Annotated in this window: 27 protein-coding genes; 21 read left to right on the top strand and 6 right to left on the bottom strand. The window is 70.7% G+C overall.

The features are described 5' to 3' along the window. Nucleotides 1–14 precede the first annotated feature (14 nt). From pdxS to H4N58_RS08950, 14 genes are all read left to right on the top strand, one after another. On the top strand, nucleotides 15–944 hold the full coding sequence (gene pdxS / locus H4N58_RS08885; RefSeq protein WP_167008908.1) for a pyridoxal 5'-phosphate synthase lyase subunit PdxS: 930 nt from the start codon (nucleotides 15–17) through the stop codon (nucleotides 942–944). Nucleotides 945–948: 4 nt separating this feature from the next. Next, entirely contained in the window at nucleotides 949–1,533 is a 585-nt protein-coding gene (locus tag H4N58_RS08890; protein WP_243843135.1) for a hypothetical protein, read from the top strand. Then, nucleotides 1,530–2,132: a pyridoxal 5'-phosphate synthase glutaminase subunit PdxT gene (gene pdxT, locus H4N58_RS08895; protein WP_167008911.1), complete on the top strand. Its 603-nt coding sequence runs from the start codon at nucleotides 1,530–1,532 to the stop codon at nucleotides 2,130–2,132. The genes H4N58_RS08890 and pdxT overlap by 4 nt, the downstream gene beginning before the upstream one ends. 133 nt (nucleotides 2,133–2,265) lie before the next feature. Continuing rightward, entirely contained in the window at nucleotides 2,266–3,027 is a 762-nt protein-coding gene (locus tag H4N58_RS08900) for a YebC/PmpR family DNA-binding transcriptional regulator (RefSeq protein ID WP_167008914.1), read from the top strand. Between the two features lie 23 nt (nucleotides 3,028–3,050). Beyond that, nucleotides 3,051–3,521, top strand: a complete 471-nt coding sequence (locus tag H4N58_RS08905) for a hypothetical protein (protein ID WP_167008917.1) — start codon at nucleotides 3,051–3,053, stop codon at nucleotides 3,519–3,521. Between the two features lie 38 nt (nucleotides 3,522–3,559). After that, nucleotides 3,560–3,943: a hypothetical protein gene (locus tag H4N58_RS08910; protein ID WP_167008920.1), complete on the top strand. Its 384-nt coding sequence runs from the start codon at nucleotides 3,560–3,562 to the stop codon at nucleotides 3,941–3,943. Nucleotides 3,944–4,002: 59 nt separating this feature from the next. Further along, nucleotides 4,003–4,428, top strand: coding sequence for a hypothetical protein (locus H4N58_RS08915; RefSeq protein WP_167008923.1), 426 nt, complete (start codon nucleotides 4,003–4,005; stop codon nucleotides 4,426–4,428). Nucleotides 4,429–4,488: 60 nt separating this feature from the next. After that, nucleotides 4,489–4,671 (top strand): CsbD family protein, encoded by a 183-nt coding sequence (locus H4N58_RS08920; RefSeq protein ID WP_347877951.1) that lies wholly within the window; start codon nucleotides 4,489–4,491, stop codon nucleotides 4,669–4,671. Between the two features lie 153 nt (nucleotides 4,672–4,824). Continuing rightward, the gene (gene ruvC / locus H4N58_RS08925) at nucleotides 4,825–5,439 is read left to right on the top strand and encodes a crossover junction endodeoxyribonuclease RuvC (RefSeq protein WP_208322549.1); all 615 of its coding nucleotides are present in this window, start codon (nucleotides 4,825–4,827) and stop codon (nucleotides 5,437–5,439) included. After that, nucleotides 5,436–6,059: a Holliday junction branch migration protein RuvA gene (ruvA, locus tag H4N58_RS08930; RefSeq protein ID WP_167008926.1), complete on the top strand. Its 624-nt coding sequence runs from the start codon at nucleotides 5,436–5,438 to the stop codon at nucleotides 6,057–6,059. The genes ruvC and ruvA overlap by 4 nt, the downstream gene beginning before the upstream one ends. Before the next feature lie 17 nt (nucleotides 6,060–6,076). Next, nucleotides 6,077–7,159 carry a Holliday junction branch migration DNA helicase RuvB gene (gene ruvB / locus H4N58_RS08935; protein ID WP_167008929.1) on the top strand — a complete coding sequence of 361 codons (1,083 nt, stop codon included), beginning with the start codon at nucleotides 6,077–6,079 and terminating at the stop codon, nucleotides 7,157–7,159. Between the two features lie 62 nt (nucleotides 7,160–7,221). Beyond that, nucleotides 7,222–7,551: a preprotein translocase subunit YajC gene (yajC, locus tag H4N58_RS08940; protein WP_167008932.1), complete on the top strand. Its 330-nt coding sequence runs from the start codon at nucleotides 7,222–7,224 to the stop codon at nucleotides 7,549–7,551. After that, a complete protein-coding gene (locus tag H4N58_RS08945; RefSeq protein ID WP_167008935.1) occupies nucleotides 7,551–8,090 on the top strand; it encodes an adenine phosphoribosyltransferase in 540 nt (179 codons plus the stop codon). The genes yajC and H4N58_RS08945 overlap by 1 nt, the downstream gene beginning before the upstream one ends. Before the next feature lie 199 nt (nucleotides 8,091–8,289). Next, nucleotides 8,290–10,608, top strand: a complete 2,319-nt coding sequence (locus H4N58_RS08950; protein WP_167251803.1) for a bifunctional (p)ppGpp synthetase/guanosine-3',5'-bis(diphosphate) 3'-pyrophosphohydrolase — start codon at nucleotides 8,290–8,292, stop codon at nucleotides 10,606–10,608. A gap of 53 nt (nucleotides 10,609–10,661) precedes the next feature. Here H4N58_RS08950 and H4N58_RS08955 read toward each other — a convergent pair whose 3' ends face one another. Next, nucleotides 10,662–11,906 (bottom strand): DUF349 domain-containing protein, encoded by a 1,245-nt coding sequence (locus H4N58_RS08955; protein WP_243845166.1) that lies wholly within the window; start codon nucleotides 11,904–11,906, stop codon nucleotides 10,662–10,664. A 155-nt stretch (nucleotides 11,907–12,061) separates the two neighbouring features. On the opposite strand from H4N58_RS08955, the gene H4N58_RS08960 reads away from it, so the two are divergent. Genes H4N58_RS08960 through aspS form a run of 3 tightly spaced genes read left to right on the top strand, consistent with a single transcriptional unit; the run spans nucleotide 12,062 to nucleotide 15,904 of the window. Continuing rightward, nucleotides 12,062–12,772, top strand: coding sequence for an MBL fold metallo-hydrolase (locus tag H4N58_RS08960; protein WP_167251802.1), 711 nt, complete (start codon nucleotides 12,062–12,064; stop codon nucleotides 12,770–12,772). Between the two features lies 1 nt (nucleotide 12,773). Beyond that, nucleotides 12,774–14,129, top strand: a complete 1,356-nt coding sequence (gene hisS, locus H4N58_RS08965; RefSeq protein ID WP_167008944.1) for a histidine--tRNA ligase — start codon at nucleotides 12,774–12,776, stop codon at nucleotides 14,127–14,129. Next, nucleotides 14,126–15,904: an aspartate--tRNA ligase gene (gene aspS / locus H4N58_RS08970; RefSeq protein WP_167251801.1), complete on the top strand. Its 1,779-nt coding sequence runs from the start codon at nucleotides 14,126–14,128 to the stop codon at nucleotides 15,902–15,904. Before hisS ends, aspS begins: the two co-directional genes overlap by 4 nt. Nucleotides 15,905–15,925: 21 nt before the next feature. Here aspS and H4N58_RS08975 read toward each other — a convergent pair whose 3' ends face one another. The 5 genes from H4N58_RS08975 to H4N58_RS08995 are packed head-to-tail and all read right to left on the bottom strand — an operon-like array spanning nucleotide 15,926 to nucleotide 20,061. Beyond that, entirely contained in the window at nucleotides 15,926–16,552 is a 627-nt protein-coding gene (locus H4N58_RS08975; protein ID WP_167251800.1) for a hypothetical protein, read from the bottom strand. After that, the gene (locus tag H4N58_RS08980; protein ID WP_167008952.1) at nucleotides 16,549–17,112 is read right to left on the bottom strand and encodes a hypothetical protein; all 564 of its coding nucleotides are present in this window, start codon (nucleotides 17,110–17,112) and stop codon (nucleotides 16,549–16,551) included. Before H4N58_RS08980 ends, H4N58_RS08975 begins: the two co-directional genes overlap by 4 nt. Beyond that, nucleotides 17,109–18,428: a hypothetical protein gene (locus tag H4N58_RS08985; RefSeq protein ID WP_167251799.1), complete on the bottom strand. Its 1,320-nt coding sequence runs from the start codon at nucleotides 18,426–18,428 to the stop codon at nucleotides 17,109–17,111. Before H4N58_RS08985 ends, H4N58_RS08980 begins: the two co-directional genes overlap by 4 nt. Further along, a complete protein-coding gene (locus tag H4N58_RS08990; RefSeq protein WP_167008957.1) occupies nucleotides 18,425–19,756 on the bottom strand; it encodes a WXG100 family type VII secretion target in 1,332 nt (443 codons plus the stop codon). Before H4N58_RS08990 ends, H4N58_RS08985 begins: the two co-directional genes overlap by 4 nt. Further along, complete coding sequence (locus tag H4N58_RS08995) at nucleotides 19,753–20,061, bottom strand: hypothetical protein (RefSeq protein WP_167008960.1); 309 nt, start codon at nucleotides 20,059–20,061, stop codon at nucleotides 19,753–19,755. Before H4N58_RS08995 ends, H4N58_RS08990 begins: the two co-directional genes overlap by 4 nt. A 154-nt stretch (nucleotides 20,062–20,215) precedes the next feature. Here H4N58_RS08995 and H4N58_RS20635 point away from each other — a divergent pair, with 154 nt between their 5' ends. The 4 genes from H4N58_RS20635 to H4N58_RS09010 are packed head-to-tail and all read left to right on the top strand — an operon-like array spanning nucleotide 20,216 to nucleotide 24,315. Next, the gene (locus tag H4N58_RS20635; RefSeq protein ID WP_243845165.1) at nucleotides 20,216–22,033 is read left to right on the top strand and encodes an ABC transporter substrate-binding protein; all 1,818 of its coding nucleotides are present in this window, start codon (nucleotides 20,216–20,218) and stop codon (nucleotides 22,031–22,033) included. Between the two features lie 22 nt (nucleotides 22,034–22,055). Further along, complete coding sequence (locus H4N58_RS09000; protein WP_243845164.1) at nucleotides 22,056–23,450, top strand: replication-associated recombination protein A; 1,395 nt, start codon at nucleotides 22,056–22,058, stop codon at nucleotides 23,448–23,450. Nucleotides 23,451–23,479: 29 nt separating this feature from the next. Further along, a complete protein-coding gene (locus H4N58_RS09005) occupies nucleotides 23,480–24,028 on the top strand; it encodes a hypothetical protein (protein ID WP_167251797.1) in 549 nt (182 codons plus the stop codon). After that, on the top strand, nucleotides 24,025–24,315 hold the full coding sequence (locus tag H4N58_RS09010; protein WP_167008969.1) for a DUF6167 family protein: 291 nt from the start codon (nucleotides 24,025–24,027) through the stop codon (nucleotides 24,313–24,315). Before H4N58_RS09005 ends, H4N58_RS09010 begins: the two co-directional genes overlap by 4 nt. The last annotated feature ends 7 nt before the right edge of the window (nucleotides 24,316–24,322 follow it).

Consider the following 24,322-nt stretch of genomic DNA (forward strand, 5'->3'; position numbering starts at 1 on the left):
CCGAGGTGACACCGATGACCGAGCACGCGACCACTCCTGCCGACACCGCCCAGAGCGTCGACCAGGGCACCGGCACGGCCCGCGTGAAGCGTGGCATGGCCGAGATGCTGAAGGGCGGCGTCATCATGGACGTCGTCGACGCGGAGCAGGCCAAGATCGCCGAGGACGCCGGCGCGGTCGCCGTGATGGCGCTCGAGCGCGTCCCGGCCGACATCCGCGCGCAGGGCGGCGTGGCGCGGATGAGCGACCCGGACCTGATCGACGGGATCATCGAGGCGGTGTCGATCCCGGTGATGGCCAAGGCGCGGATCGGTCACTTCGTCGAGGCGCAGGTGCTGCAGTCGCTCGGGGTGGACTACATCGACGAGTCCGAGGTGCTGACGCCGGCCGACTACGCCCACCACATCGACAAGTGGGCGTTCACCGTGCCGTTCGTGTGCGGCGCGACCAACCTCGGCGAGGCGCTCCGCCGCATCACCGAGGGCGCGGCGATGATCCGCTCCAAGGGCGAGGCCGGCACCGGCGACGTCTCCAACGCCACGACGCACATGCGGACGCTGCGCGACCAGATCCGGCGCCTGCAAAACCTGCCCGCAGACGAGCTGTACGTGGCGGCCAAGGAGCTCCAGGCCCCGTACGAGCTGGTCAAGGAGGTCGCGGCCGCGGGCAAGCTCCCGGTCGTGCTGTTCACCGCCGGCGGCATCGCGACCCCGGCCGACGCGGCGATGATGATGCAGCTGGGCGCCGAGGGTGTCTTCGTCGGCTCGGGCATCTTCAAGTCCGGCAACCCGGCCGAGCGGGCGACGGCGATCGTGAAGGCGACGACCTACTTCGACGACCCCGACGTGATTGCGAAGGTCTCCCGCGGGCTCGGAGAGGCGATGGTCGGGATCAACGTCGAGGACGTCCCGGAGCCGCACCGGCTCGCCGAGCGTGGCTGGTGAGCGCGTGCCCTTCTTCTCGGCCCCGAAGCTGACCGACGCCGAGGCCCTGCGCAGCTACGCGCGGGTCCTCGTACGGGCGGGTCTGACCGCGCCGGACGCCTGGGTACGGGACGTCGCCGTCGCTGCTCGCGAGGACGCCGGGCTCGACGACCCCGAAGGCGAGGCCCAGCGCCTGGTCGACGACGCGCGGCAGGCGCTCGCCGAGGAGCAGGCGACCTGGCCGCCCCGTACGGACTACGACGCCCTCCAGGCTGCGCTCGCGAGCCTGGAGTCCGCGGGCCTGGTCGTCCTCCAGGGCGTCGACGACCACTGGGCCGCAGCCGCCGTTCTGCGCGGGCCGTCCGGGCAGGGGAGCGCCGTACGAGGCGTCGTCTGGTTCACTCCGTCGGACGTCTGGCACGCCGTCGACCACGGCATGCTCGAGTTGAACGCGTGGCATCCAGACTCCGCGAACATCGCGGACGGCGATCCGCTCTGCGAGGAGGTGCTCGCCGCGCTCGACGCGCACGGTCTGGCGGCGCACTTCGACGAGGGCCGTATCGAGGTCCGAGCCTTCTGGCACCGGCGCGCGGGCGGCGGCGACGCGTGAGCGCCGTGCGCGTCGGCGTCCTCGCGCTGCAGGGGGACGTCAGGGAGCACCTGCGCATGCTGGCCGACAGCGGTGCCGAGCCGTCGACCGTACGACGGACGAGCGAGCTGGCAGCGGTCGACGCGCTCGTCGTCCCCGGTGGCGAGTCGACCACGATCGACAAGCTGTCGCGGGCCTTCGACCTGCGCGAGCCGATCCGGGAGCGGATCGCCGCGGGGATGCCGGTCCTCGGCACCTGCGCCGGCATGATCATGCTTGCCGACCGGATCGAGGGCGGCGCTGCGGGCCAGCAGACGTTCGGAGGGCTCGACGTCACGGTGCGGCGCAACGCGTTCGGGCGGCAGGTCGACTCCTTCGAGACCGACCTGCGCGTCGAAGGGCTCGACGCGCCGATGCACGCGGTGTTCATCCGTGCCCCGTGGGTCGAGAGCTGCGGTCCCGGCGTCGAGGTGCTCGCGAGCGTCGACCGGGGCGAGGACGGCGCGCACCCCGTAGTAGTCCGCCAAGGCGTGCTGCTTGCCGCGTCGTTCCATCCCGAGGTCGGGCACGACGACCGCCTGCACCGCATGTTCGTCCGTACGGTGCACGCGGCGCGCTGATCTGACCCCAGGCGCGGGGGAGCGGTCGCGCCCGCCGGTGGCGCGAGTGACGTCACACCCGCGGGCGATAGGATCGAGGGCGGTCGCGAGACGCGATCGTCCCGCAGTCGTAGAGCGAGAGCAGGTGGATCCCGTGTCAGGCCACTCCAAGTGGGCGACCACCAAGCACAAGAAGGCGGTCATCGACGCCAAGCGCGGCAAGATGTTCGCCAAGTTGATCAAGAACATCGAGGTCGCCGCGCGCACCGGTGGACCCGACCCCACGGGCAACCCGACGCTCTACGACGCCATCCAGAAGGCCAAGAAGTCCTCGGTCCCCAACGACAACATCGACCGTGCGGTCAAGCGCGGCGGCGGGCTCGACGGCGCAGGTGTCGACTACACGACGATCATGTACGAGGGCTACGCCCCCGGTGGTGTCGCGCTGCTCATCGAGTGCCTCACCGACAACAAGAACCGCGCGGCCATGGAGGTCCGTACGGCGATGACCCGCAACGGCGGCAACATGGCCGATCCAGGCTCGGTCTCCTACATGTTCTCCCGCAAGGGCGTCGTCATCGTCCCGGCCGAGCAGGAGGGCAAGACCCTCACCGAGGACGACGTCGTCGAGGTCGTGCTCGACGCCGGCGCCGAGGACGTCAACGACCATGACGGCTCGTTCGAGGTGATCAGCGAGGCCGGTGACGTCGTCGCCGTCCGTACGGCGCTGCAGGACGCAGGCATCGACTATGACTCCGCCGAGTCGTCGTTCGTGCCGTCGATGACGGTCGAGGTCGACGCCGACGCCGCTGGCAAGGTGCTCCGTCTCATCGACGCGCTCGAGGACTGCGACGACGTCCAGAACGTCTTCGCCAACTTCGACGCCTCCGACGAGGTCATGGCGCAGGTCGGCTGACCGGGGCCGGCGGAGATCCCCCGATGAAGGTCCGTGACGCCGACGGCGTGAAGTGGCGCGTGCGGCGGCGGTGGATGCCGTGGCGGATGCGCACCAAAGAGCTGCTCGACTATCTGCCTCCCACCGGCGGAGGGGGCTCGTACCTCCCCGACGACCCGATCCTGCTGACCCTGTGGCTGGTCTTCCTCCTGCCCGTGCTGATGCTCGGTGCGATCTGCATGATGGTGTTCGGCCTGGAGCTCGCGATCCTGCTCATGCTGCTGCCCGTCGTGGCGCTCGCCCGGGCGGTGTTCTTCGGGTGGACGATCGTCGTCTGCCGCGGCGGCACCGTCGTCGGGACGGAGCGCGTCAAGGGCTGGCGAGCCTCACGGGCGCGCATCCGGGCCCTCATCGAGGACATCAGCCGTCGCCCGCGGACGACGCTCGTCGACACGTCCGGTGACCCGTACCAGCTCGGCCCGGACTGGCAGGGCAGCTCGGGCGTTTCGTCCTGATCTCTTCCGCCCGCACGGTCGCGGTGTCACGATGAGGCATGGACATCCTGCGGACGGGAGGGACGTTCTGGCGGATCGCCCGGCGGCGGCGCGCCAACGTCGATGACCCTGTGCCGTGGATGCCGGAGTTCGCCGGCGGCGTGGCCGAGCCACCCACCTCGTCCGAGCTGGGGCGCCGCCCGATCGTCGTGACCTGCAACGGCGTCGTGATGCACGTGGAGCCCGCGCCGGGCCGCCGCGACACGGAGCGCCGGATCAAGGAGATCGCCGAGGCCCTGTACGCCCTGCCGTGGGCCGCCAGCACGGCGGACGATCCGTCGCACGTGCCGTACGGCCCGCGTCTCAGCCTCGGCACGACCAGCGCGTGGGGCGAACCTGGGCGCGGCCCGGGCTACACCTTCATCGGGTTCGGACCCCCGTGATCGGTTGACGCATTCTCCCGATCTCTTCCACTCGCACCGTCCCGGAGCCAGGATGACCCATGGACATCTTGCGAGCGGGAGGCACGTTCTGGCGGATCGCACGTCGGCGGCGCACTGACTTCGGTGATCCTGTGCCGTGGATGCCGGAGTTCGCCGGCGCGGCGGCCGGACCACCAGCGGTGGCCGAGCTCGGATGGCGCCCGATCGTTGTGACTTGCAACGGCGTCGTGATGCACGTGGAGCCCGCGCCGGGGCGCCGCGACACGGAGCGCCGGATCAAGGAGATCGCGAAGGCGCTGTACGCCCTGCCGTGGGGTGCGAGCACGGTAGACGACCCGTCGCACGCGCCGTACCGTCCCCGACGCAGCCCGGGCACCAGGGGAGGCTGGGGTGCGCCAGGGCAGGGGGCGGGACACTCCGACCGCGGCATCGGCGGCGGCGGTGGATTCGGCGGCGGCGACGGCGGTGGCGGTGGCGACGGCTGACGTGTAGTGCGGCGCCGGCTGGGTACCCCTCCTCTGTAACGGAGAACCGATCTTGAGGAGATGACTGCGATGGGTCTCGACGACAAGCTCAGCAACAAGGGCGAGGACCTCAAGGGCAAGGCCAAGGAGACCGCCGGCAAGGCGCGCGGTGACGAGGCGCAGGAGGCCGAGGGCAAGGGCGACCAGTCGAAGTCTGATCTGAAGCAGGCCGGCGAGAAGGTCAAGGACGCCTTCAAGAAGTAGTTGCTCCGCCACCGCCGTACCGACGACCCCTCCGCCCCGGCGGAGGGGTCGTCGGCGTCCTCGGCGCGTCGGCTCACCCGCTGGGCCGGTCGCCGCTAGGGTGTCGAACATGTGTTCGCTGTGGTGTGCGCCGGGAGGCCGCGCGTGACGGCCATGATCCGCGTCCTGGGCGTCGACCCCGGCCTGACGCGGTGCGGCGTCGGCGTCGTCGAAGGACGCGTCGGACGACCGCTGCGGGCGATCGCCGTGGACGTGATCCGGACTCCCGCGGGCGACGACGTCGCGTTGCGCCTGCTCGCGATCGAGCGCGCGCTGTCGGAGGCGATCGAGACGTACGAGCCCGACGTCGTCGCCGTCGAGCGCGTCTTCAGCCAGAACAACGTCTCCACGGTCATGGGCACCGCGCAGGCCAGCGGCGTCGCGATGGTCGCCGCCGCGCGCCGCGGTCTCCCCGTCGCGCTCCACACGCCGAGCGAGGTGAAGGCCGCCGTCACCGGCAGCGGCCGCGCTGACAAGGCCCAGGTCACCGCCATGGTCACGCGGATCCTCGGCCTGGAGGTGGCGCCGAGGCCCGCTGACGCCGCGGATGCACTCGCGCTCGCCATCTGCCACGTATGGCGTGGCACCTCGGTCAACCGGCTCGATGCCGCGCTCGCCGCCGCCCGGAAGCCGAGCGGCCCGACCCGTACCGCCGCCGAGCCCATCCGTTCACGGATCCCCAGCAGCCCCCCTGCTGCCCCCGCTCCCCACAGAAGGAAGGCCCGATGATCGCCTTCGTCCGCGGCACGGTCGCCGCCACCGCCCTCGACTCCGCCGTGCTCGACGTCGGCGGCATCGGCATGCTCGTCCAGTGCACGCCCGGCACCCTCGCCGGCTTGCGGCACGGCGAGCAGGCGCAGGTGGCGACGAGCCTGGTGGTGCGCGAGGACTCGATGACGCTGTACGGGTTCGGGGACGACGACGAGCGCGACACGTTCGAGCTCGCCCAGACCGCGAGCGGTGTCGGCCCGAAGGTCGCCCAGGCGATCATCGCCGTGCTCGGCCCCGAGGGGCTGCGACGGGCGATCGCCGAGGAGGACTTCAAGTCGCTCACGAAGGTGCCTGGCATCGGGACCAAGGGAGCGCAGCGGATCGTGCTGGAGCTCAAGGACCGCATCGGCGCCGTACGCACGGTGGCGGCTCCCGCCGCAGCGGCCGCCGCTCCGGGCGAGGCCGACTGGCGTCCCCAGGTCCACGGTGCGCTCGTCGGCCTGGGATGGAGCGCCCGCGAGGCCGATAACGCCGTCGCTGCTGTCGTGGCCGTCGCCGCCGAGCAGGTCGAGAACGCCGGGACGGTCGACGTGTCCGTCCTGCTGCGCGCAGCCCTGCGTACGCTCTCGAAGGCATGAGGGAGGAGCCCGCACCCATGGACGACCATGATCTCGACGCCCGACACCTCGACGCCGCCGAGCAGGCTGAGCTCGAAGCACGGCTCGTACGCCCCGAGGTCGTCTCGGAGGAGCAGGCGTACGAGGCGGCGCTGCGGCCGCGCTCGCTCGAGGAGCTGATCGGCCAGGAGCGTGTCCGCGAGCAGCTCACGCTCGTCCTGACCGCGGCCCGCGGCCGCGGGCGCACCCCCGACCACGTCCTTCTCTCCGGTCCACCGGGGCTCGGCAAGACGACGCTGGCGATGATCATCGCGGCCGAGCTCGGCACGTCGCTGCGGCTCACCAGTGGCCCGGCGATCCAGCACGCCGGCGACCTCGCAGCGATTCTCTCGGGCATCAACGAGGGCGACGTCCTCTTCGTCGACGAGATCCACCGCATGTCGCGGCCCGCCGAGGAGCTGCTCTACATGGCGATGGAGGACTTCCGGGTCGACGTCATCATCGGCAAGGGCCCAGGGGCGACAGCGATCCCGCTGCAGATCCCGCAGTTCACCCTCGTCGGTGCGACGACGCGCGCGGGGCTCCTGCCCGGGCCGCTGCGTGACCGGTTCGGGTTCACCGCGCAGCTGGAGTATTACGAGGCGAGCGAGCTCCACCGCATCGTCGAGCGCTCCGCCGCGCTCCTCGGTGTGCAGACCACCCCCAAGGGCGGCCTCGAGATCGCCTCGCGCTCCCGTGGGACCCCGCGTATCGCCAACCGTCTCCTGCGCCGCGTGCGCGACTACGCAGAGGTGCGGGGGAGCGGTGTCGTCGACCTCGACATCGCCCATCGTGCCCTCGACCTGTACGAGGTCGACCGGCTCGGGCTCGACCGCCTCGACCGCGCCGTCCTGGACGCGCTCTGCCGCAGCTTCGCGGGCGGGCCGGTAGGGGTGTCGACGTTGGCCGTCGCCGTGGGGGAGGAGCGCGAGACGGTCGAGGAGGTGGCCGAGCCGTTCCTCGTACGACAGGGGTTCTTGGCACGGACGCCGCGGGGCCGGGTCGCGACGCCCGCCGCATGGGAGCACCTCGGGCTGCGGGCGCCGAGGCCGGCGACCGATCCCACGCTGCCGTTGGACTGAGGGGCGACCGCTAGACTTTCCTACGCACGACATAGCGCCCGACCATCACGCCTGGAGCCACCGTGAACGACGTTGCAGCCCTGCTGCCGATCATCTTGCTCGTCCTCGTCTTCTACTTCTTCATCATGCGGCCGCAGAGCAAGCGGCGCCGCGAGTTCGTCGACATGCAGCAGAAGGTGCAGATCGGGTCGCGCGTGATGATCACGAGCGGCATCTTCGGCACCGTCGTGGGGCTCGGTGACGACTCGATGACGCTGTCGGTCGCGCCGGGTGTCGAGATCGAGGTCCACCGCAACGTGGTCGCGAAGATCATCGACGACTCCGCGACGCCCGCGGTCGACGAGACCGCCGAGCCGGCCGAGCGTCCCCAGGACGAGAACGGCACCGCCTGATGCCGTCGAGCCTCACCGAGGCGCTCGACACTCTCGTCCGTGACATCGCGGACTGGCCTGACGCGGGGGTCGTCTTTCGTGACGTGACCCCGCTGCTCGCCGACCCAGAGGGGCTGCGGCTTACTGTCGAGGGTCTGGCCGCCGCCGGCCGCGAGATCGCCGCCGGCGACATCGACAAGGTCGTCGGCATCGAGGCGCGCGGGTTCATCTTCGGGACCCCTGTCGCCCTCGCGCTCGGCGCCGGGTTCGTCCCGGCCCGCAAGGCCGGCAAGCTGCCGGCTGCGACGTACGGGGTCGAGTACGACCTCGAGTACGGCTCGGCGACCGTCGAGATCCACCAGGACGCGCTCGCGCCGGGCGACCGCGTCGTCGTCGTCGACGACGTCCTCGCCACCGGCGGCACGATGGCGGCGGTCGACGAGCTGATCTCGCGGGCCGGCGCCAAGGTCGTCGCCAACATCGTCGTCCTCGAGATCGGTGCTCTGGGCGGCCGTGCGCGCTTGTCACACGACCGCTTCGGGGCGCTGCGGACGTACTGACCGGTCGGGCGCCCGGGCGGTGCCCGGTACGATGCTGCGCGTGAGCCCTGAGAGCACCAAGCTGGTCGCCGTCGTCGTCGTTGTCGCCCTCGTCCTCGCAGGCGGCGCGACCGTCTTCGCGATGCTGCTCGGATAGTCCACCGCTCCTGCGGGACCGCCGCACGGTCCTGGCCGTTGCCCCCTAGGATGGCGGCCTACGATGGAGGCGGAGGTGCCTGTGGCCGATCGAGCGCGGACCGAGTCAGAGCCTCGCAAGGAGTCCGTCCCGACTCCGGCGAGGGTGCGATCCCGCCTGGCCAGGCTCGGCAGCGGCCGCTCGTCGGCGGACAACCCTGTCGTTCTCGACCCGCTTCTGCGCATCGTCCGCACCAACCATCCCAAGGCCGACGCGACGGTCATCGTCCGCGCTTACAAGATCGCGGCCAAGATGCACCGCGGCCAGAAGCGCAAGAGCGGCGACCCCTACATCACGCATCCGCTGGCGGTCTCGACGATCCTGGCCGAGCTCGGCATGACGCCGCCGACGATCGTGGCGGCGCTGCTGCACGACACCGTCGAGGACACCCCCTACACGCTCGACCAGCTCACCAAGGACTTCGGCGCGGAGGTCGCGCGTCTGGTCGACGGGGTGACCAAGCTCGACAAGGTCCGGTACGGCGAGAACGCCGAGGCTGAGACGATCCGCAAGATGATCGTGGCGATGAGCCGCGACATCCGGGTTCTCATCATCAAGCTCGCCGACCGCCTCCATAACATGCGGACGCTGCGCTATCTCCGCCAGGACAAGCAGGAGCGCAAGGCTCGCGAGACGATCGAGATCTACGCGCCGCTGGCCCACAGGCTCGGCATGAACACCATCAAGTGGGAGCTCGAGGACCTCTCGTTCGCGACGCTCCACCCCAAGGTGTACGACGAGATCGTGCGACTGGTCGCCGATCGGGCGCCGTCTCGCGAGGACTTCATGTCCCAGGTGATCACCCAGGTGACCGAGGACCTCAAGAACGCCAAGATCAAGGCGAAAGTCACCGGCCGCCCGAAGCACTACTACTCGATCTACCAGAAGATGATCGTGCGAGGCCGCGACTTCGCCGACATCTACGACCTGGTCGGCATCCGCGTGCTCGTCGAGTCGGTCGCGGAGTGCTACGGCGTCCTCGGTGTGGTCCACGCCCGCTGGAACCCTGTGCCCGGGCGGTTCAAGGACTACATCGCGATCCCGAAGTTCAACATGTACCAGTCGCTGCACACGACGGTCGTGGGCCCGCAGGGCAAGGCGGTCGAGCTCCAGATCCGGACGCAGCAGATGCACCGCCGCGCCGAGTACGGTGTCGCCGCCCACTGGAAGTACAAGGAGGACGGCGGCAAGGGTGCTGCCGACTCCGGTGGTTCGGGCACGGACGACCTCTCCTGGATCCGGCAGCTGCTGGAGTGGCAGCAGGAGAACGAGGAGTCCCAGGACTTCCTCGAGAGCCTCCGCTTCGACCTGTCCGACCAGGTGTACGTCTACACGCCGCGCGGCGACGTCATCGGGCTGCCGGCGGGGTCGACGCCGATCGACTTCGCGTACGCGGTCCACACCGAGGTCGGGCACACCACGATCGGCGCACGCGTCAACGGCCGTCTCGTGTCGTTGGAGTCCAAGCTCGAGAACGGCGACGCGGTCGAGGTCTTCACCTCGAAGGCTCCCGGCGCGGGGCCGAGCCGCGACTGGCTCGAGTTCGTCAAGAGTCCACGCGCCCGCAACAAGATCAAGCAGTGGTTCACCAAGGAGCGCCGGGACGAGGCGATCGAGCGGGGCAAGGACGCGCTGACCCGCCAGATGCGCAAGGAGGGCCTGCCGCTGCAGCGACTCCTCAAGCACGAGACGCTCGCGACGGTGGCGAAGGACCTGCACCTTGCTGACGTGTCGTCCCTGTACGCGGCGGTGGGCGAGGGGCGGGTCGGCCCTCAGAACGTCGTGGAGCGGGTGCTCGCGCTGCTCGGCGGCGAGGAGGGGGCGAGCGAGGACCTCGCCGAGGCCGTCATCGTCCCCGACGAGTCGTCGCGGCGTCGCCGGGTACGCCGCGGTGATGCCGGCGTCATCGTGAAGGGCATGGACGGCTCGGTGGCCATCAAGCTGGCGCGCTGCTGCACGCCGGTGCCGGGCGACGAGATCATCGGCTTCGTCACGCGCGCACAGGGAGTCTCGGTGCACCGGCGTACCTGCACGAACGCCTCGAGCCTGCTCAAGGAGGAGGAGCGCCTCGTCGACGTCGAGTGGGCTCCGAGCGCGTCGAGCATGTTCCTCGTCGCGATCCAGGTCGAGGCGCTCGATCGGGCGCGGCTGCTGTCGGACCTCACCCGTGTGCTGTCCGACCAGCACGTCAACATCTTGTCGGCGTCGCTGTCGACGGGGCGCGACCGCGTCGCGAAGTCGACCTTCACGTTCGAGATGGGCGACCCCGCGCACCTCGGTCACGTGCTGAAGGCCGTCCGTACGGTCGAAGGCGTCTTCGACGTCTACCGCGTCAACCAGTAGCGCCAAGCCTTTCGGCGCTACTCGACCACCGAAAGGCTCGGCGCGGCCTTGCGTCAGGTCAGGTCTTCGGCGGACTTCCGGGCTTGGTCGAGCCAGGCCTGGCGGGCCTCCAGCGACTCCTGCAGCTCCTTGAGCTTGCGGTCGTTGCCGGCCGCCTTCGCGGCGTCCACCTGGGCCTCGAGGTCGGCGACCGCCTTCTCGAGCTTGCTGACGGTGTCGTCGACGCGGGCCTTGGTCTCGGGGTTGGAGCGTCGCCACTCGTCGTCGACGGCGTTGGAGATGGCCTTCTCGACGGCACGAAGCCGACCCTCGAGCTCCTTGATCTGCGCCCGCGGAACCTTGCCGGCCGCCTCCCACCGCTCGGTGATGCCGCGCCACGCGGTCCGGGCGGCGTCGAGATCGGTGATGGGGAGGAGCGCCTCGGCCTCGACGAGGATCTGCTGCTTCACCTCGGCGTTGGAGGCGTACTCGGCGTCGAGCGCCGCATTGGCGGCGTCCCTTCCCCCGAAGAACGTGTCCTGGGCGCCGCGGAACTTCTTCCACAGGCGGTCGTCGATGCCGCGCGGCGCAGGACCGGCGGCCTTCCACTGCGCCATCAGGTCGCGGAACTTGCCGGCGGTCGGCCCCCACTCGGTCGACTCGGCGAGCGCCTCAGCCTCGACGACCAGCTTCTCCTTGATCTTCTGGGCCTGACCGCGCTTCTCGTTCTGCTCGGCGAAGTGCGCCTTGCGGCGGCGCGTGTACGCCGTACGGGCCGTGGAGAACCGGTGCCACAGCTCGTCGTCGACCGCCTTGTCGAGGCGGGGGAGCGACTTCCACTGCTCGAGCATCTCGCGCAGCCGGTCGGCGCCGTGACGCCAGTCGTCGGAGGTGGCGATCTGCTCAGCGGTCCGTGCGATCTCCTCCTTCTGGACGGCCGCCTCGGCAGCGCGCTCGGCACGCTGGGCCTTGCGGCGCTCGCGCTGGGCCTCGATCACCGGGGCAAGGGCGTCGAGCCGGTCGCTCAGCGCCTCTAGGTCCCCGACGGCCGCCGCGTTGTCGACGGCTTCGCGCACCTGCGCGACGGCGCGCCGGGCGTCGTCGGGGGAGAGGCTGTCGGAGGCGATGCGCTTCTCGAGGAGCTCGACCTCGACGGCCAGCCCCTCGTACCGGCGGGTGAAGAGCGCCATGGCCTCGGCTGGATCACCGTCAGGCCATTGGCCGACGACCCGCTCGCCTTCGCGCGTGCGGACATAGACCGTCCCCTGGTCGTCGATGCGGCCCCAGGCCTCAGCAGGGTTCGAGGGAATCTCGCTCACGTCTCCACCTTGTCGCTTGTGTCGGGCACAGTCTAGGAGCACATCGGGCCGAAGGCGTCGAAGTCCGGACGATGGTCGCCTATGCGCCCGTGCGTCCTGGTCGTCGACCCCCAGCGATTCGCAGGCGCTGCGGCCGCTCGCGTACGCTGTCCCGTGTGCTGATCGCCGCTTTTCCCGCTGGCCCGCTGGCGGCCAACTGCTACTTCGTGGGGCGCGGACCCGGTGCCGAGTGCGTGATCGTCGATCCCGGCATGGACTCGCTCACGGGCATCCGCAACGTCGTCACCGAGCAGAACCTCACCCCAGTCGCCGTCTTCGTGACCCATGGCCACTTCGACCACATGTGGCAGGCGGCCGACGTCGCCGCGGAGTACGACGTGCCGGTGTGGATCCATCCCGCCGACCGTCACCTCCTCGCCGACCCGATGGCGGCGATCTCGAACGAGTCGGCGTCGATGCTGCGCGCCCAGTTCGGGCTGGAGGACGTCCCCGAGTTCCACGAGCCCGCCGACGTCCGTGACGCCACCGACGGCACAGTGATCGAGGCCGCGGGCCTGCGGTTCACGGTCGACCACGTGCCGGGTCACACGCCGGGCACTGTCGTCTACCGCGTCGACTACACGGGCGACGAGCCTGTCTCCCAGGTCGCGTTCACCGGCGACTTCCTGTTCGCCGGCTCGATCGGCCGTACGGATCTCGTCGGTGGAGACATGGACGAGATGGCCGCGAGCCTGCGGTCGTTCATGGGGCTCCCGGACGACGTCACCGTGCTCCCCGGACACGGCGGCCAGTCGTCGGTCGGGCGCGAGCGCGCGACCAACCCCTTCGTCGCGCAGTACGCGCCCAGCGGTGGAGAGGAAGCCTGACGTGGCACGTCCGACACCACTGTCCGGGTTCCCGGAGTTCCTCCCCGCCGACCGCTTCGCCGAGCAGCACGTGCTCGACCACCTGCGGCGCACCTTCGAGCTGCACGGGTTCGCGTCGGTCGAGACCCGCGCGGTCGAGACGATGGACCAGCTCCTGCGCAAGGGCGAGATCGACAAGGAGGTCTACGTCCTGCGACGCCTCCAGGCGGCCGACTCCGAGGGCGACGCCGGGATCGGCCTCCACTACGACCTGACCGTGCCGTTCGCGCGGTACGTCCTCGAGAACGCCGGCAAGCTCGAGTTCCCGTTCCGGCGCTATCAGATCCAGAAGGTGTGGCGGGGCGAGCGTCCGCAGGAGGGCCGCTTCCGCGAGTTCGTGCAGGCCGACATCGATGTGGTCGCCAAGGACGAGCTGCCGTTCCACTTCGACGTCGAGATCGCGACGGTGATGGCCGAGGCGCTCTCGGGTCTGCCGGTGCCGCCGCTGCGCATCCAGGTCAACAACCGCAAGCTTCTCGAAGGCTTCTACCGTGGCCTCGGCGTCGAAGACACCGCTGCCGTCATGCGGGTCATGGACAAGCTCGACAAGCTGCCCGAGGACACGATCCGCGAGCTGCTCGCCAAGGAGGGGCTCGACCCCGCGCAGTCGTCGAAGTGCCTCGCGCTCGCCGCCATCCGTAGCCGCGACTCGTCCTTCGCCGGCCAGGTCCGGGCGCTCGGCGTGAGCGACCCCCTGCTCGACGAGGGCATCGACGAGCTGACCCAGCTCGTGGACGCGCTCGCCCAGGTGAGGCTGGAGGGCGTCTCGGTGACCGCCGACCTGCGGATCGCGCGCGGGCTCGACTACTACACGGGCACCGTCTTCGAGACCGAGCTGGAGGGCTTCGAGCACCTCGGCTCGATCTGCTCCGGCGGTCGGTACGAGAAGCTCGCCGACGACGGCCGCAACGTCTACCCGGGCGTCGGCATCTCGCTCGGAGTGACCCGACTGCTGGTCCCGCTGGTCTCGCGCGGCCACCTCACCACCTCACGCGCCGTCCCGTCGGCCGTCCTCGTGGCTCTTGTCGACGAGGAGTCGCGTCCGGCGAGCAACGCGATCGCCGGACGACTGCGCGCCCGGGGCATCCCCACCGAGGTCGCTGCCTCGCCGCAGAAGTTCGGCAAGCAGATCCGGTACGCCGAGCGCCGCGGCATCCCGTACGTCTGGTTCCCCGCGGCCGGCGACGGAGCCGACCAGGTGAAGGACATCCGCAGCGGCGACCAGGCCGATGCCGACGGCGACACCTGGACCCCGCCCGCGGACGATCTCCGCCCTGCCGTCATCACCCCACTCGACACCCGAGGAGCAACATCGTGATCCGCACCCACGACGCAGGGAGCCTGCGCGCCACCGACGCCGGGACCCGCGTCACGCTGGCCGGCTGGGTGGCGCGACGCCGCGACCACGGGGGAGTGGCCTTCATCGACCTGCGCGACGCGTCCGGCGTCGCCCAGGTCGTGATCCGCGACGAAGAGGTTGCGCGCCCGCTGCGCAGCGAGTTCTGCCTCAAGGTCGTCGGCACCGTCGAGCTGCGTCCCGAGGGCAACGACAACCCCAACCTTCCGACCGGTGAGATCGAGGTGATCGCCGACACCGTGGAGGTCCTCAGCGAGTCGGCGCCGCTGCCGTTCCCGGTCGAGGAGTTCCACGCGAGCCCGGTGGGCGAGGAGGTCCGCCTCAAGTACCGCTACCTCGACCTGCGCCGGGCCGAGATGGCCAAGAACCTGCGGACTCGCGCCGCCGTCACCCGGATCATCCGCGAGGTGATGGCCGAGCACGACTTCCTGGAGTTCGAGACCCCGAACCTCACGGCGTCGACGCCTGAGGGCGCGCGCGACTTCCTCGTACCGGCCCGGACGCGTCCCGGCACCTGGTACGCGCTGCCGCAGTCGCCGCAGCTGTTCAAGCAGCTGCTCATGGTCGCGGGGATGGAGCGCTACTACCAGATCGCGCGATGCTTCCGCGACGAGGACAGCCGGGCCGACCGTCAGCCCGAGTTCACCCAGCTCGACATCGAGATGAGCTTCCTCGAGGAGGAGGACGTCTACGCTCTCACCGAAGAGATCCTCGCGCGCATCTGGCGCGAGATCCTCGGGTACGAGATCACGCTGCCGATCCCGCGGATGTCGTTCGCCGAGGCCGTCGCGCGCTTCGGCATCGACCGTCCCGACATGCGGTTCGGCTGCGAGCTTGTGGACTTCACCGACTACTTCACGGACACGCCCTTCCGCGTGTTCGCGCCGAAGGGTCGCCACTGGCACGTGGGCGCGGTCGTGATGCCCGGCGGCGCCGACCAGCCGCGCCGCACGCTCGACGCGTGGCAGGAGTTCGCGAAGGCACGCGGCGCGAAGGGGCTGGCGTACGTGCTCGTGAACGAGGACGGAACCCTCGGCGGGCCGGTCGCCAAGAACCTGTCCGAGTCCGAGCGCGAGGGCCTCGTGGCGCACGCGGGCGCGAAGCCCGGTGACTGCATTTTCTTTGCGGCCGACCAGTACAACACCGCCAAGGCGCTGCTCGCGGCGGTCCGCGTGGAGATCGGCGAGCGCTGCGGCCTGATCGACCACGACCGGTGGGAGTTCTTGTGGGTCAACGACGCGCCGATGTTCGAGTACGTCGGTGACGACTCGCACGAGGCCTGGACGTCGATCCACCACCCGTTCACGGCTCCCGCGCCCGAGTACGCCGACACGTTCGACAAGGACCCGGGCACCGCGCTGAGCCAGGCGTACGACATCACGCTCAACGGCAACGAGCTCGGTGGCGGCTCGATCCGTATCCACCGCTCGGAGATGCAAGAGCGGGTCTTCGAGGTGCTCGGGCTGACCCCGGAGCAGGCGCAGGGGCAGTTCGGCTTCCTGCTCGAGGCGTTCCAGTTCGGTCCGCCCCCGCATGGCGGCATCGCCCTCGGTATCGACCGTGTGGTGGCGTTGCTGACCGGCGCCGACACGATCCGCGACGTCATCGCCTTCCCGAAGACGGCCTCGGGCGCTGACCCGCTGACCGGTGCGCCTGCGCCGATCACGGCAGCGCAGCGCAAGGAGGCGGGCGTCGACGCGCCGCCGCCGGAGCCGAAGTCCTCGCCGGCCGAGTAGGCGGTGGCGCGGCGGGCTCGCTCAACTGGCAGTGGAGGTTGACGCGGGGATGGGGTGCAGCGTCGCGGCGATGGCGTCGAACAGGAGCACCAGCTCGTCGCGCAGCGGCATCGTCGTCGTCGCGAAGGTGAGCAGGCCGAAGTGGGTGGCGTCCAGGCGCACGACGAAGTCGACGCTGAGGGTGTTGACCGGTTGCGGCTGGTCGGGGAACAGATCGGTCGCGACCTCCTCGCGCACCCGGCGCAGCGCGCCGTGCTCGCCGACGTCGACGAACCCGACGTCGACCGCGGCGTCGCCCTCCCGAAAGTCCATCAGCAGCGTGTTGGCGAGCGAGTCGGTGTCCTCGACGACGAACTCGGTGGCGACCAGGCTGGCGCTGACCAGGGCACCGGCGATGGGCTCGAACAGCGAGTGCAGGTAGCGGGCTCCCTGGCGGTGAGCCTGGTCGCACTGCCCGCGCAACGTCCGCTCGATCTCGATGCGCGTGGTGATGAGCTCGTCGCGGGGCTTGCCTTCGAGTGCGGCGTCGACCAGCCCCGTGATCGCCCGCGGCGCCTGCTCGGGGTCGGTCGGCAGCGAGATCCAGCCCGCTGGCAGGATCACCCGCCAGCCCGGTGCCACCTCGACGGTGCGTTCGCGTGTGTTCACAGTCCCTCGATCCCCGCGGCGAGCTCCTCGAACGAGGGCTGCACCCGGTAGGAGGTGAGCAGGTCGGACTGGTAGGCCGCCAGTTGGTAGCAGATCCCCTGGTCCGGCCGCGACCACAGCACCATCAGGTGCTCGTGCACCTCGTCGCCCACGAACGGCCGGAACACGACGTTCACCGCGGTACCGGACTTGGTCTCCATCTCGGTGATCTCGGGTCCGGAGAACACCGGTTCGTCGCCGACGATCTGGGCCACGAGGTGCGCGGCGTCCAGGGCGGGGCTCGCGGGGAACGCCCGCAGGACCGCGTATGCCGACAGCCGCGACAGATCGTCGGGCTCGGTGGTCATCACCCAGCCGGCCAGGTTGAGCACCTGGCTCGCGTCCGCGTCGGCGTTGGCGCGCAGCAGGCTGGCCCGAACGCCGAGCATGAACGCGATCGAGTCGACGACCTCGCGGGCGTCGCCGAAGCGTTCGCGCCACCGAACGTCCAGGCTGTCGGCGTCGGCGTCGAGCGGGATCGGAACCCAGTCGACGTGTCCCGTGGCCTCGATGTCACTCAACGTGCACGCTCCTGCTCGTACTGTCCATGATCGCGTCCGACGCTGCGGCGCCACCTTTGCTGGCTGACCGCGCCCCACAGCACCGCCAGGACACAGGCGACGCCCGCGGCGACGAGGAGCCAGCCGAAGGCGTCGACCTTCGCCCCTGGACCGAGCGGTGCGACCAACCCGAGGACTGCGGCCAGACCACAGACGATCGGGACGCTGAGGCCCAGTGCTCCGGACTCTCGTTCGGTCAGCTCCCACCCTGCCCGGCCATCGATCGGCCGCAATGGAGTCGTCGCACCGGTGCCGACCTCGGCGTCAAGCCTCCCAGCCGTGACCTCGATGCCGGCCGTCTCGCAGCAGGCGCGCAACCGGTCCGCATCGGCGGTGGCGGGCACCAGCTCAGCGGTGTCGAATCCTGCCAACAGCGCGCCCTCGGCATCTCGCAGGTGCACCTGTGCGGCTCCGAGCTCGACCAGCGCCACCCCGCCCGTGGCCGGTCCACGAAGCCAGATCTCCTGAGCCTCGTACGGGCGGACGATCACGACGTCGTCATGCCCGAACTGCACCTGCGTCCCGGCAACGCCGCCAGGCACGTCGTACACCGACCGTCCGGCTGCCTCGAGCGGGGTGCGGGTGAGACGTCGGAATGCCAGGCGGCTTCGTACGAGGCCGGCGGTGGCGGCGACCGCGAGCAGGCAGGCCACGGCGTGCGGCCACGCGGGCCAGTCCACGCCGGCCTGCAAGGCGACCAGGACGATGACGACGGACACCACGGCCATCGTCCAGACGAGCCGGGCGAGCCTCAGCTGCCGACGTTGCGGCCGCAGCAGGACCCGGCTCTCCGCGGCCCGCTGCGTCCGGTCGAGCGGGGGGCCCTCCTGCAGAGTCAGCCCCAGCGCGCGGACCAGTGCCGCCGCACCGGAGGCCCGCAGAGCGTCGCTCGCAGGGGCTCCCGGCGGCACGACGTCGAGGAGCGGCACGGTGATCACCGGTCCGTCCGGGCCGGACAGGACCAGCGCGCCGCTGGGGGCGAGAGCCTCCTGACGGTCCCGCTCGGCCTCGATCCGGCGCACCACCCCAGACGCGGGCACCTGTCGGAGCAGGCTCTCGTCGGCAGGGTCGGCGGGCCACCGCCGTAGCGACCGCAGCTCGCTGTGGGTGCGCGGATGTGCGCGGGTGAGTGAGGCGGCCGTCCCCAGGAGCCGTGGCTCGGCGTCCGAGTCGTGGAGCCACAGCTCACCGCCGTCGGCGACGAGGCGGACGTGGCGCGCAGCGGGGATCGACAAGCCCCGTCCCGTCGCCCAGCTCACCTGGTGGGTCTCAGTCATTGAGGATCTTTGCCGCTGATCGTGTCGAACGTCTCAGGGAGCTTCGGGACCGACCCGACGGCGTCACGGACCTTGTTGGCGAAGTCGGTGGTGAACACGATCTGCTCGATCTTGATGTTGCGCGCGACCTTGTCGAGCTGCAGGGCATGGGCGGCGTCGTCGGTGGCGCGGCGCAGTGCGGCGAGCTGCTGGTTCAGCCCGGCCAGCTCGCGGCCACCGTTGCGCAGACTCTCGGCGACCGTGGCCGGCAGCTTCGTCGGGGCGGTGTTGATGAGCCCGATCAGGTCGTCGGCGGCACGTTGGCCCTCCTGCGCCGCGGCGCCGGTCAGCTTCTGCGTCCAGCGCGCGAGGTTGTTGCTCGGGTTGCTGATCTTCAGGGCGTTGTTGAACTGCGTCACCTTGCCACTGATGAGCCTGTTCAGTGCAGCGGCCTTGGTCGTCTGGCTCAGGCGCGAGGCGACCTGCGGCGCGAGGCTCTTGATCCCGCGCAGCGCAGCGGACGCAGCCTTGCCGCCCACGAGCGACAGAGCGACATCCACGAGGGCCCATCCGACGTCGGCACCGCTGTAGTGCCCGGTGTCGGCTGCGTACAGAAGCAGCGTGCCGGCCAGGATCGCGACGCTGAGGACGATAGCGGCGACGACGAGCGCGAAGGGTGCGCCGATCGTGAACACCAGCACGAGGATCAGGGCGCCAAGGACGAGCGCGATGATCTTCAGCACTTCCACGACGCGATGGATGACGTCGGCCATGTCGCGGACGGAGCCCTTGAAGTCGCCCCACCAGCCGTCGTCCCAGATCTCGGCGGCGTCCTCGATGTCGTTCTTGCGGTCGCGGGCGGCGCGGTTGAGCACCTCCATCGCCTCGCGCATCTGCGACACCGCGCGGCCCAGGTCGCCCTCGGCGCCCTCGCGGGTCTCGTCGGTCTTGTCCTGCCCGGTCGGCGCCTCGCCCTCACCCTCGAACGGCTTGTTCTCGTCGACGGTCTTCTGGGCGGCCTCGGCCTTCTTGAGGGCGCTCCAGGTGTCGTTGCGCCCGGTCTCGACGTTGGTCTTCCAGCTGTCAAGCGCCGTCGCGACGGCCTCGTAGCGCTGGACGACCTTGCCGAGGTCCTCGAGGACGTCGTCCGCCTTGTCGGCGAATGCCTCGGCGGCCTTGCCGCGCCAGCCGTCGAGGTCGGAGACGGCCTTCAGGATGCGCTTGATCTCGTCGGCCTCGTCGGCGCGGGAGCGCATCGCGTCGGCGACCGTCCGTACCTCCGACTCTGATGCTTCGATCGGGTCGGACGCGTGCCCGACGAGGTCCCAGTCTCCGCTGCGTTTGGTCACGGCTCCTTCTTCGCTTCCTTGATCGCTTTCACCAGCTCGGCGGCGAGCTTCTCGTCGGCCTCCTCGAACCCGTTGGCGGTCTCCGTGGCGAGCTCGCCCAGCTTCAAGAGCTTGTCGGCCAGGTGGTCACGGTTGTCGTCCCAGTTCTTACGGAACTTGTCCATGGCGTCGACGACATCCTCGTGCGCGAGGTGCTCCTTGCCGTACGAGGCTCTGCCGTCGGCGGACTTCAACCGGTCGCACAGTGTCGTCAGGCGGGTGCCGAGGTCGCGCAGCTCCTGGGTGGCCACTTGGAGATCGTTCATGGGACCCACATGTTAGGGGCCCAGAGGGCCACGGCGGGTGCAGGGCGCGTACGGATCGTTATCGTCGTGTGGTCGTCACGTGTCGGGGGTCTCGCCTAGGCTCCTGTGAGCGCCCGCCGTCGTGTCGGCGGGCGAGACGACGAGGGAGGTCAGGGTGGGACGCCGGCTCGGGCGCATGATCGCCCTGTGCTGTGTCGGTGCGCTCGTCGTGGGCTGCACGGTGGCCGACGACGCACGATCCTCCCCGACGGTGACGACGCTCGACCACGTCGCTGCAGGGCGCGAGGGCAGCGCACGCGATCCCGACGCGCCGGCGCCCGCACCCGAGATCAAGGGCGCCACCCGCGGAGGCACCCTGACCGTCCTCAGCTCGCACGTGCCCGAGTCGCTCGATCCGGCCAGGTCGTCGTTCACCGACACGCGGGGCATCTTGTCGGGCCTCGTCACGCGGTCGTTGACGCAGTTCCACCGCGACCCCGACACCGGGCGGATGGTGCTGGTCCCCGACCTCGCCACCGACCTCGGCACCCCCAACGACGACAACACCGCATGGACGTTCACGCTGCGCCCCGGCGTCAACTTCGAGAACGGTGCGCCGATCACCGCCGCCGACGTCGCGTACGGGGTCAAGCGCGCGTTCGCCAGCACGGAGCTGCCGGGTGCCCCCGCGTACCTCCAGACGTTCTTCCTCGACGGCAACCGCTACCGCGGCCCGTACGCGACGAAGGCCGAGCTGAAGCAGCGCGAGGGGTACGAACCCGACTGGTACGCCGGCGACGCCTTCCGTGCGATCGAGGTCACGGGCCGCAGGATCACGTTCCACATGCGGCGCCCGTTCGCCGACATGCCCTATCTCGCGTCGTTCCCCCAGTTCTCACCGGTGCCGCGCAGCGCCGACGCCGACCCCGCCGCGTACGGTCGGCGGCCGGTCGCCACCGGTCCGTACGCGGTCTCGACCTATCGCGACGGCACGACCCTGACGCTCGAGCGCAACCCGCGGTGGGACCCGGCGACCGACCCGGCACGCCACCAGTACGCGGACGGGTGGACGTTCCTGTGGGGCCAGGATCCCGACCGCATCGACGGGCTGATGGTCGACGACGCCGGCGACGCGCAGTACGCGCTCTCGTACGACTCGGTGGCGGCCGACACCTTCGAGCGGATGCGCGACGACGCGCCCGAGCGGCTGGTCGCGGCCGGGACGCCGTGCACCTATCTCTGGTACCTCGACACCCGCTCGATCTCCGACCGCCGCGTCCGCCAGGCGCTCGGCTGGGCGTACCCGTACGACGCCGCCTGGAAGGCCGGCCGCGAGAGTGTGGGGACGACAAGGCTCCCCGGCACGACCCTGCTCCCGCCGGGGACTGCTGGCCGTCGCTCGTACGACCCGCTCGGCAACGGCGGCCGCCGGACGGACGCGCAGCGCGCACACGCCCTGCTCGAGGAGGCGGACGCGCTCGGGTTCGCCGTCCGCTGGTACTACGCGAGCGATGTGCCCGAGAAGGTCGCGATCAAGGACGCCGTGGTGACAGCACTGCGGCGCGCCGGGTTCGAGCCGCAGCCGGTCGCGACCACCGCCAAGCAGATCCGCGCGATGCAGTTCGACCCAGACGGTCCGCACAACGTCGTCGACTCCGGCTGGTGCTCCGACTGGCCCACCGGCTCGTCGTGGTTCCCAGCACAGTGGTCGAGCGAGATCGTCGACGACCCGAGCCGCCCGAACCCGTCGATGCTCGCTGCCGAGGACGTCGACGACGCGATCGACAAGACCCTCGACACCCTCAGTGGTGCCGACGCGGCCCGCGCGTGGGGCGCGCTCGATGAACGGGTCGGGCGCAAGCACTATCCCGCGGTCGTCCTCGGCCACGGTGGTGTGGTGCTGGCTCACGGCAGCAGGGTCGGCGGCATGGCCGTCAACCAGCTGCTCGCGATGCCCGTCTTTGCTGACATGTACGTCGACCAGAGCGGCTGACCGGGCCGCGTACCCTGGGCGGGTGGACTCAGACGGCGCACCCCCGGACGGGCTCTTCGACGTCCCCGACGTCGCCCCTGCACCGTCAGGTGGCGGCAGCCTGACCGACGCGGCCCACCGCGCCGCGCCGCTGGCGGTCCGGATGCGGCCGCGCACGCTCGACGAGCTCGTCGGCCAGGAGGCGCTCCTGCGCACCGGCACACCCCTGCGGCGGATGGTGCACGGCGACCAGTCGATGTCGCTGATCCTGTGGGGTCCGCCCGGGACGGGAAAGACGACGCTCGCCTCCCTGGTCAGCCATCAGACCAACCGCCGCTTCGTCGAGGTGTCGGCGGTGTCGGCCGGCGTCAAGGAGGTGCGTGAGACGCTCGCGTCCGCCCGCCGGATGCTGGCGCAGGGCGGGCGCGAGACCGTGCTGTTCGTCGACGAGGTCCACCGCTTCTCCAAGGCGCAGCAGGACGCGCTCCTGCCCGGCGTCGAGAACCGTTGGGTCTCGCTGATCGCCGCCACCACCGAGAACCCGCACTTCTCCGTGATCTCGCCGCTGCTGTCCCGCTCGCTGCTGCTGACCCTCGAGCCGCTGAGCGACGATGACATCGCCACCCTCGTGGAGCGTGCGGTCGCCGACGAGCGCGGCCTCGCGGGGGCGGTGGTGCTCGAGGACGAGGCCCGTGACCACCTCGTACGCCTCGCCGGGGGTGACGCACGACGGGCTCTGACCTACCTAGAGGCGGCGGCCGGTGCGGCGCAGGCCCAGGACCGTGACCGCATCACCATTGACGATGCCGCGAGCGCCGTTGACCGGGCGGCCGTCCGGTACGACCGGCAAGGCGACCAGCACTATGACGTCACGAGCGCGCTCATCAAGTCGATCCGTGGATCGGACGTCGACGCGGCGCTGCACTACCTGGCGCGGATGGTGGAGGCGGGGGAGGACCCCAAGTTCCTCGCGCGCCGACTGATGATCTCGGCCAGCGAGGACATCGGCCTCGCCGACCCGACAGCGCTGCAGACTGCGGTGGCTGGCGCACAGGCGGTGCAGATGATCGGCTTCCCGGAGGCGGCGCTCACCCTCTCGCAGGTCGTGATCACGTTGGCGCTCGCGCCGAAGTCCAACGCCGCGTACAAGGCGATCGCCGCCGCGAGCGCCGACGTCCGGGCGGGCAAGGCAGGGGCGGTGCCGCCTGCGCTGCGCGATGCCCACTACGCCGGAGCCAAGAAGCTCGGCCACGGGCACGACTACAAGTACGCCCACGACGACCCGCGGGGGGTGGTGGGCCAGCAGTACGCGCCGGACGAGATCGACGGCGCGGAATACTACCGGCCGACCGGCCGCGGCGCGGAGGCCGCGTACGCGGAGCGGGTGGCGCGGCTGCGCGAGATCCTGCGCGACCCGGCGGAACGCTCGGGTGACTGACCGCGGACCCGGTCGGTAGGGTCGAGCCCATGCCGATCGAGACCTGGGTCACCGCCCTGGCCTGTGGCGTCGCGCTCGTCGCCCTGGCCGCCGCCCTGCTGGCCGTGCGCGCCCTCTCGCGGCTGCGCGCCGAGGTGCGCGGGCTGGCCGGGCGGACCGAGCTGAGCGAGGGGAGCAGTCGGGCGACCCCCCTTGTCGAGACCCCCTCCACCGAGATCGTCTACGCCCCCACACCGCTCGCCCACGTCGGCGGCGCCGAGCGCCAGGTCCTCCCGCGCGAGCGGGCGGTGGTGACCCAGGAGGGCACCGTCATCGTCCTTCCTTCGGAGCAGCAGGTCGTGGCGGCTACCATGGGACGTCCGCTGGTCCGTGGCGCCGTGCTGAGCCATGGGCTGATGCACGCGCTACGGCCGGAGAGCCGGGATCGGATCCGAGGGATCGTCCGTCGCGAGTTCCGCCGTCGTCGCAAGATCCGGCGGCGCGCCGCGCGCCAGGCGGCCCGTTCGGCGTCGGTGGCCCCGGAGGTCCCGTCGTGGCCCGGCAGCACCACGACACCCGAGCAGGAGGGCACACGATGAAGAGCCGCGTTCTGTGGTTCGTCGCGGGCACCACCGCAGGGGTGTACGGGACCTTCAAGGCGAAGCGGATGGCCGACCGGTTCACCCCGACCGGGATGACCGACCAGGTCGCCGCGTGGCAGGTCGGTCTCCAGGCGTTCGCCGAGGAGGTCCGCTCCGGCATGAGCGTGCGCGAGGCCGAGATCGCTGAACACCTGGGTCTGCCGCCCGACGCGCTCGCCCGCGCTCTGCCCCCCTCCGCGGGACGACCCCCCGCCACGCGCCAGCTTCCCCCGTACGACGAGTAAGGACTGC

Origin of the sequence: Mumia sp. ZJ1417 (assembly GCF_014127285.1) — a bacterium.
GTDB lineage: Bacteria > Actinomycetota > Actinomycetes > Propionibacteriales > Nocardioidaceae > Mumia.

Excerpts from the sequence above, each read along its gene's own strand:
- pdxS (WP_167008908.1), top strand. The coding sequence starts at position 15 with ATGACCGAGCACGCGACCACTCCTGCCGACACCGCCCAGAGCGTCGAC.
- H4N58_RS08905 (WP_167008917.1), top strand. The coding sequence starts at position 3,051 with ATGAAGGTCCGTGACGCCGACGGCGTGAAGTGGCGCGTGCGGCGGCGG.
- H4N58_RS08910 (WP_167008920.1), top strand. The coding sequence starts at position 3,560 with ATGGACATCCTGCGGACGGGAGGGACGTTCTGGCGGATCGCCCGGCGG.
- H4N58_RS08915 (WP_167008923.1), top strand. The coding sequence starts at position 4,003 with ATGGACATCTTGCGAGCGGGAGGCACGTTCTGGCGGATCGCACGTCGG.
- H4N58_RS08920 (WP_347877951.1), top strand. The coding sequence starts at position 4,489 with ATGACTGCGATGGGTCTCGACGACAAGCTCAGCAACAAGGGCGAGGAC.
- ruvC (WP_208322549.1), top strand. The coding sequence starts at position 4,825 with ATGATCCGCGTCCTGGGCGTCGACCCCGGCCTGACGCGGTGCGGCGTC.
- ruvA (WP_167008926.1), top strand. The coding sequence starts at position 5,436 with ATGATCGCCTTCGTCCGCGGCACGGTCGCCGCCACCGCCCTCGACTCC.
- ruvB (WP_167008929.1), top strand. The coding sequence starts at position 6,077 with ATGGACGACCATGATCTCGACGCCCGACACCTCGACGCCGCCGAGCAG.
- H4N58_RS08945 (WP_167008935.1), top strand. The coding sequence starts at position 7,551 with ATGCCGTCGAGCCTCACCGAGGCGCTCGACACTCTCGTCCGTGACATC.
- H4N58_RS08950 (WP_167251803.1), top strand. The coding sequence starts at position 8,290 with ATGGAGGCGGAGGTGCCTGTGGCCGATCGAGCGCGGACCGAGTCAGAG.
- H4N58_RS08985 (WP_167251799.1), bottom strand. The coding sequence starts at position 18,428 with ATGACTGAGACCCACCAGGTGAGCTGGGCGACGGGACGGGGCTTGTCG.
- H4N58_RS08995 (WP_167008960.1), bottom strand. The coding sequence starts at position 20,061 with ATGAACGATCTCCAAGTGGCCACCCAGGAGCTGCGCGACCTCGGCACC.
- H4N58_RS09005 (WP_167251797.1), top strand. The coding sequence starts at position 23,480 with ATGCCGATCGAGACCTGGGTCACCGCCCTGGCCTGTGGCGTCGCGCTC.
- H4N58_RS09010 (WP_167008969.1), top strand. The coding sequence starts at position 24,025 with ATGAAGAGCCGCGTTCTGTGGTTCGTCGCGGGCACCACCGCAGGGGTG.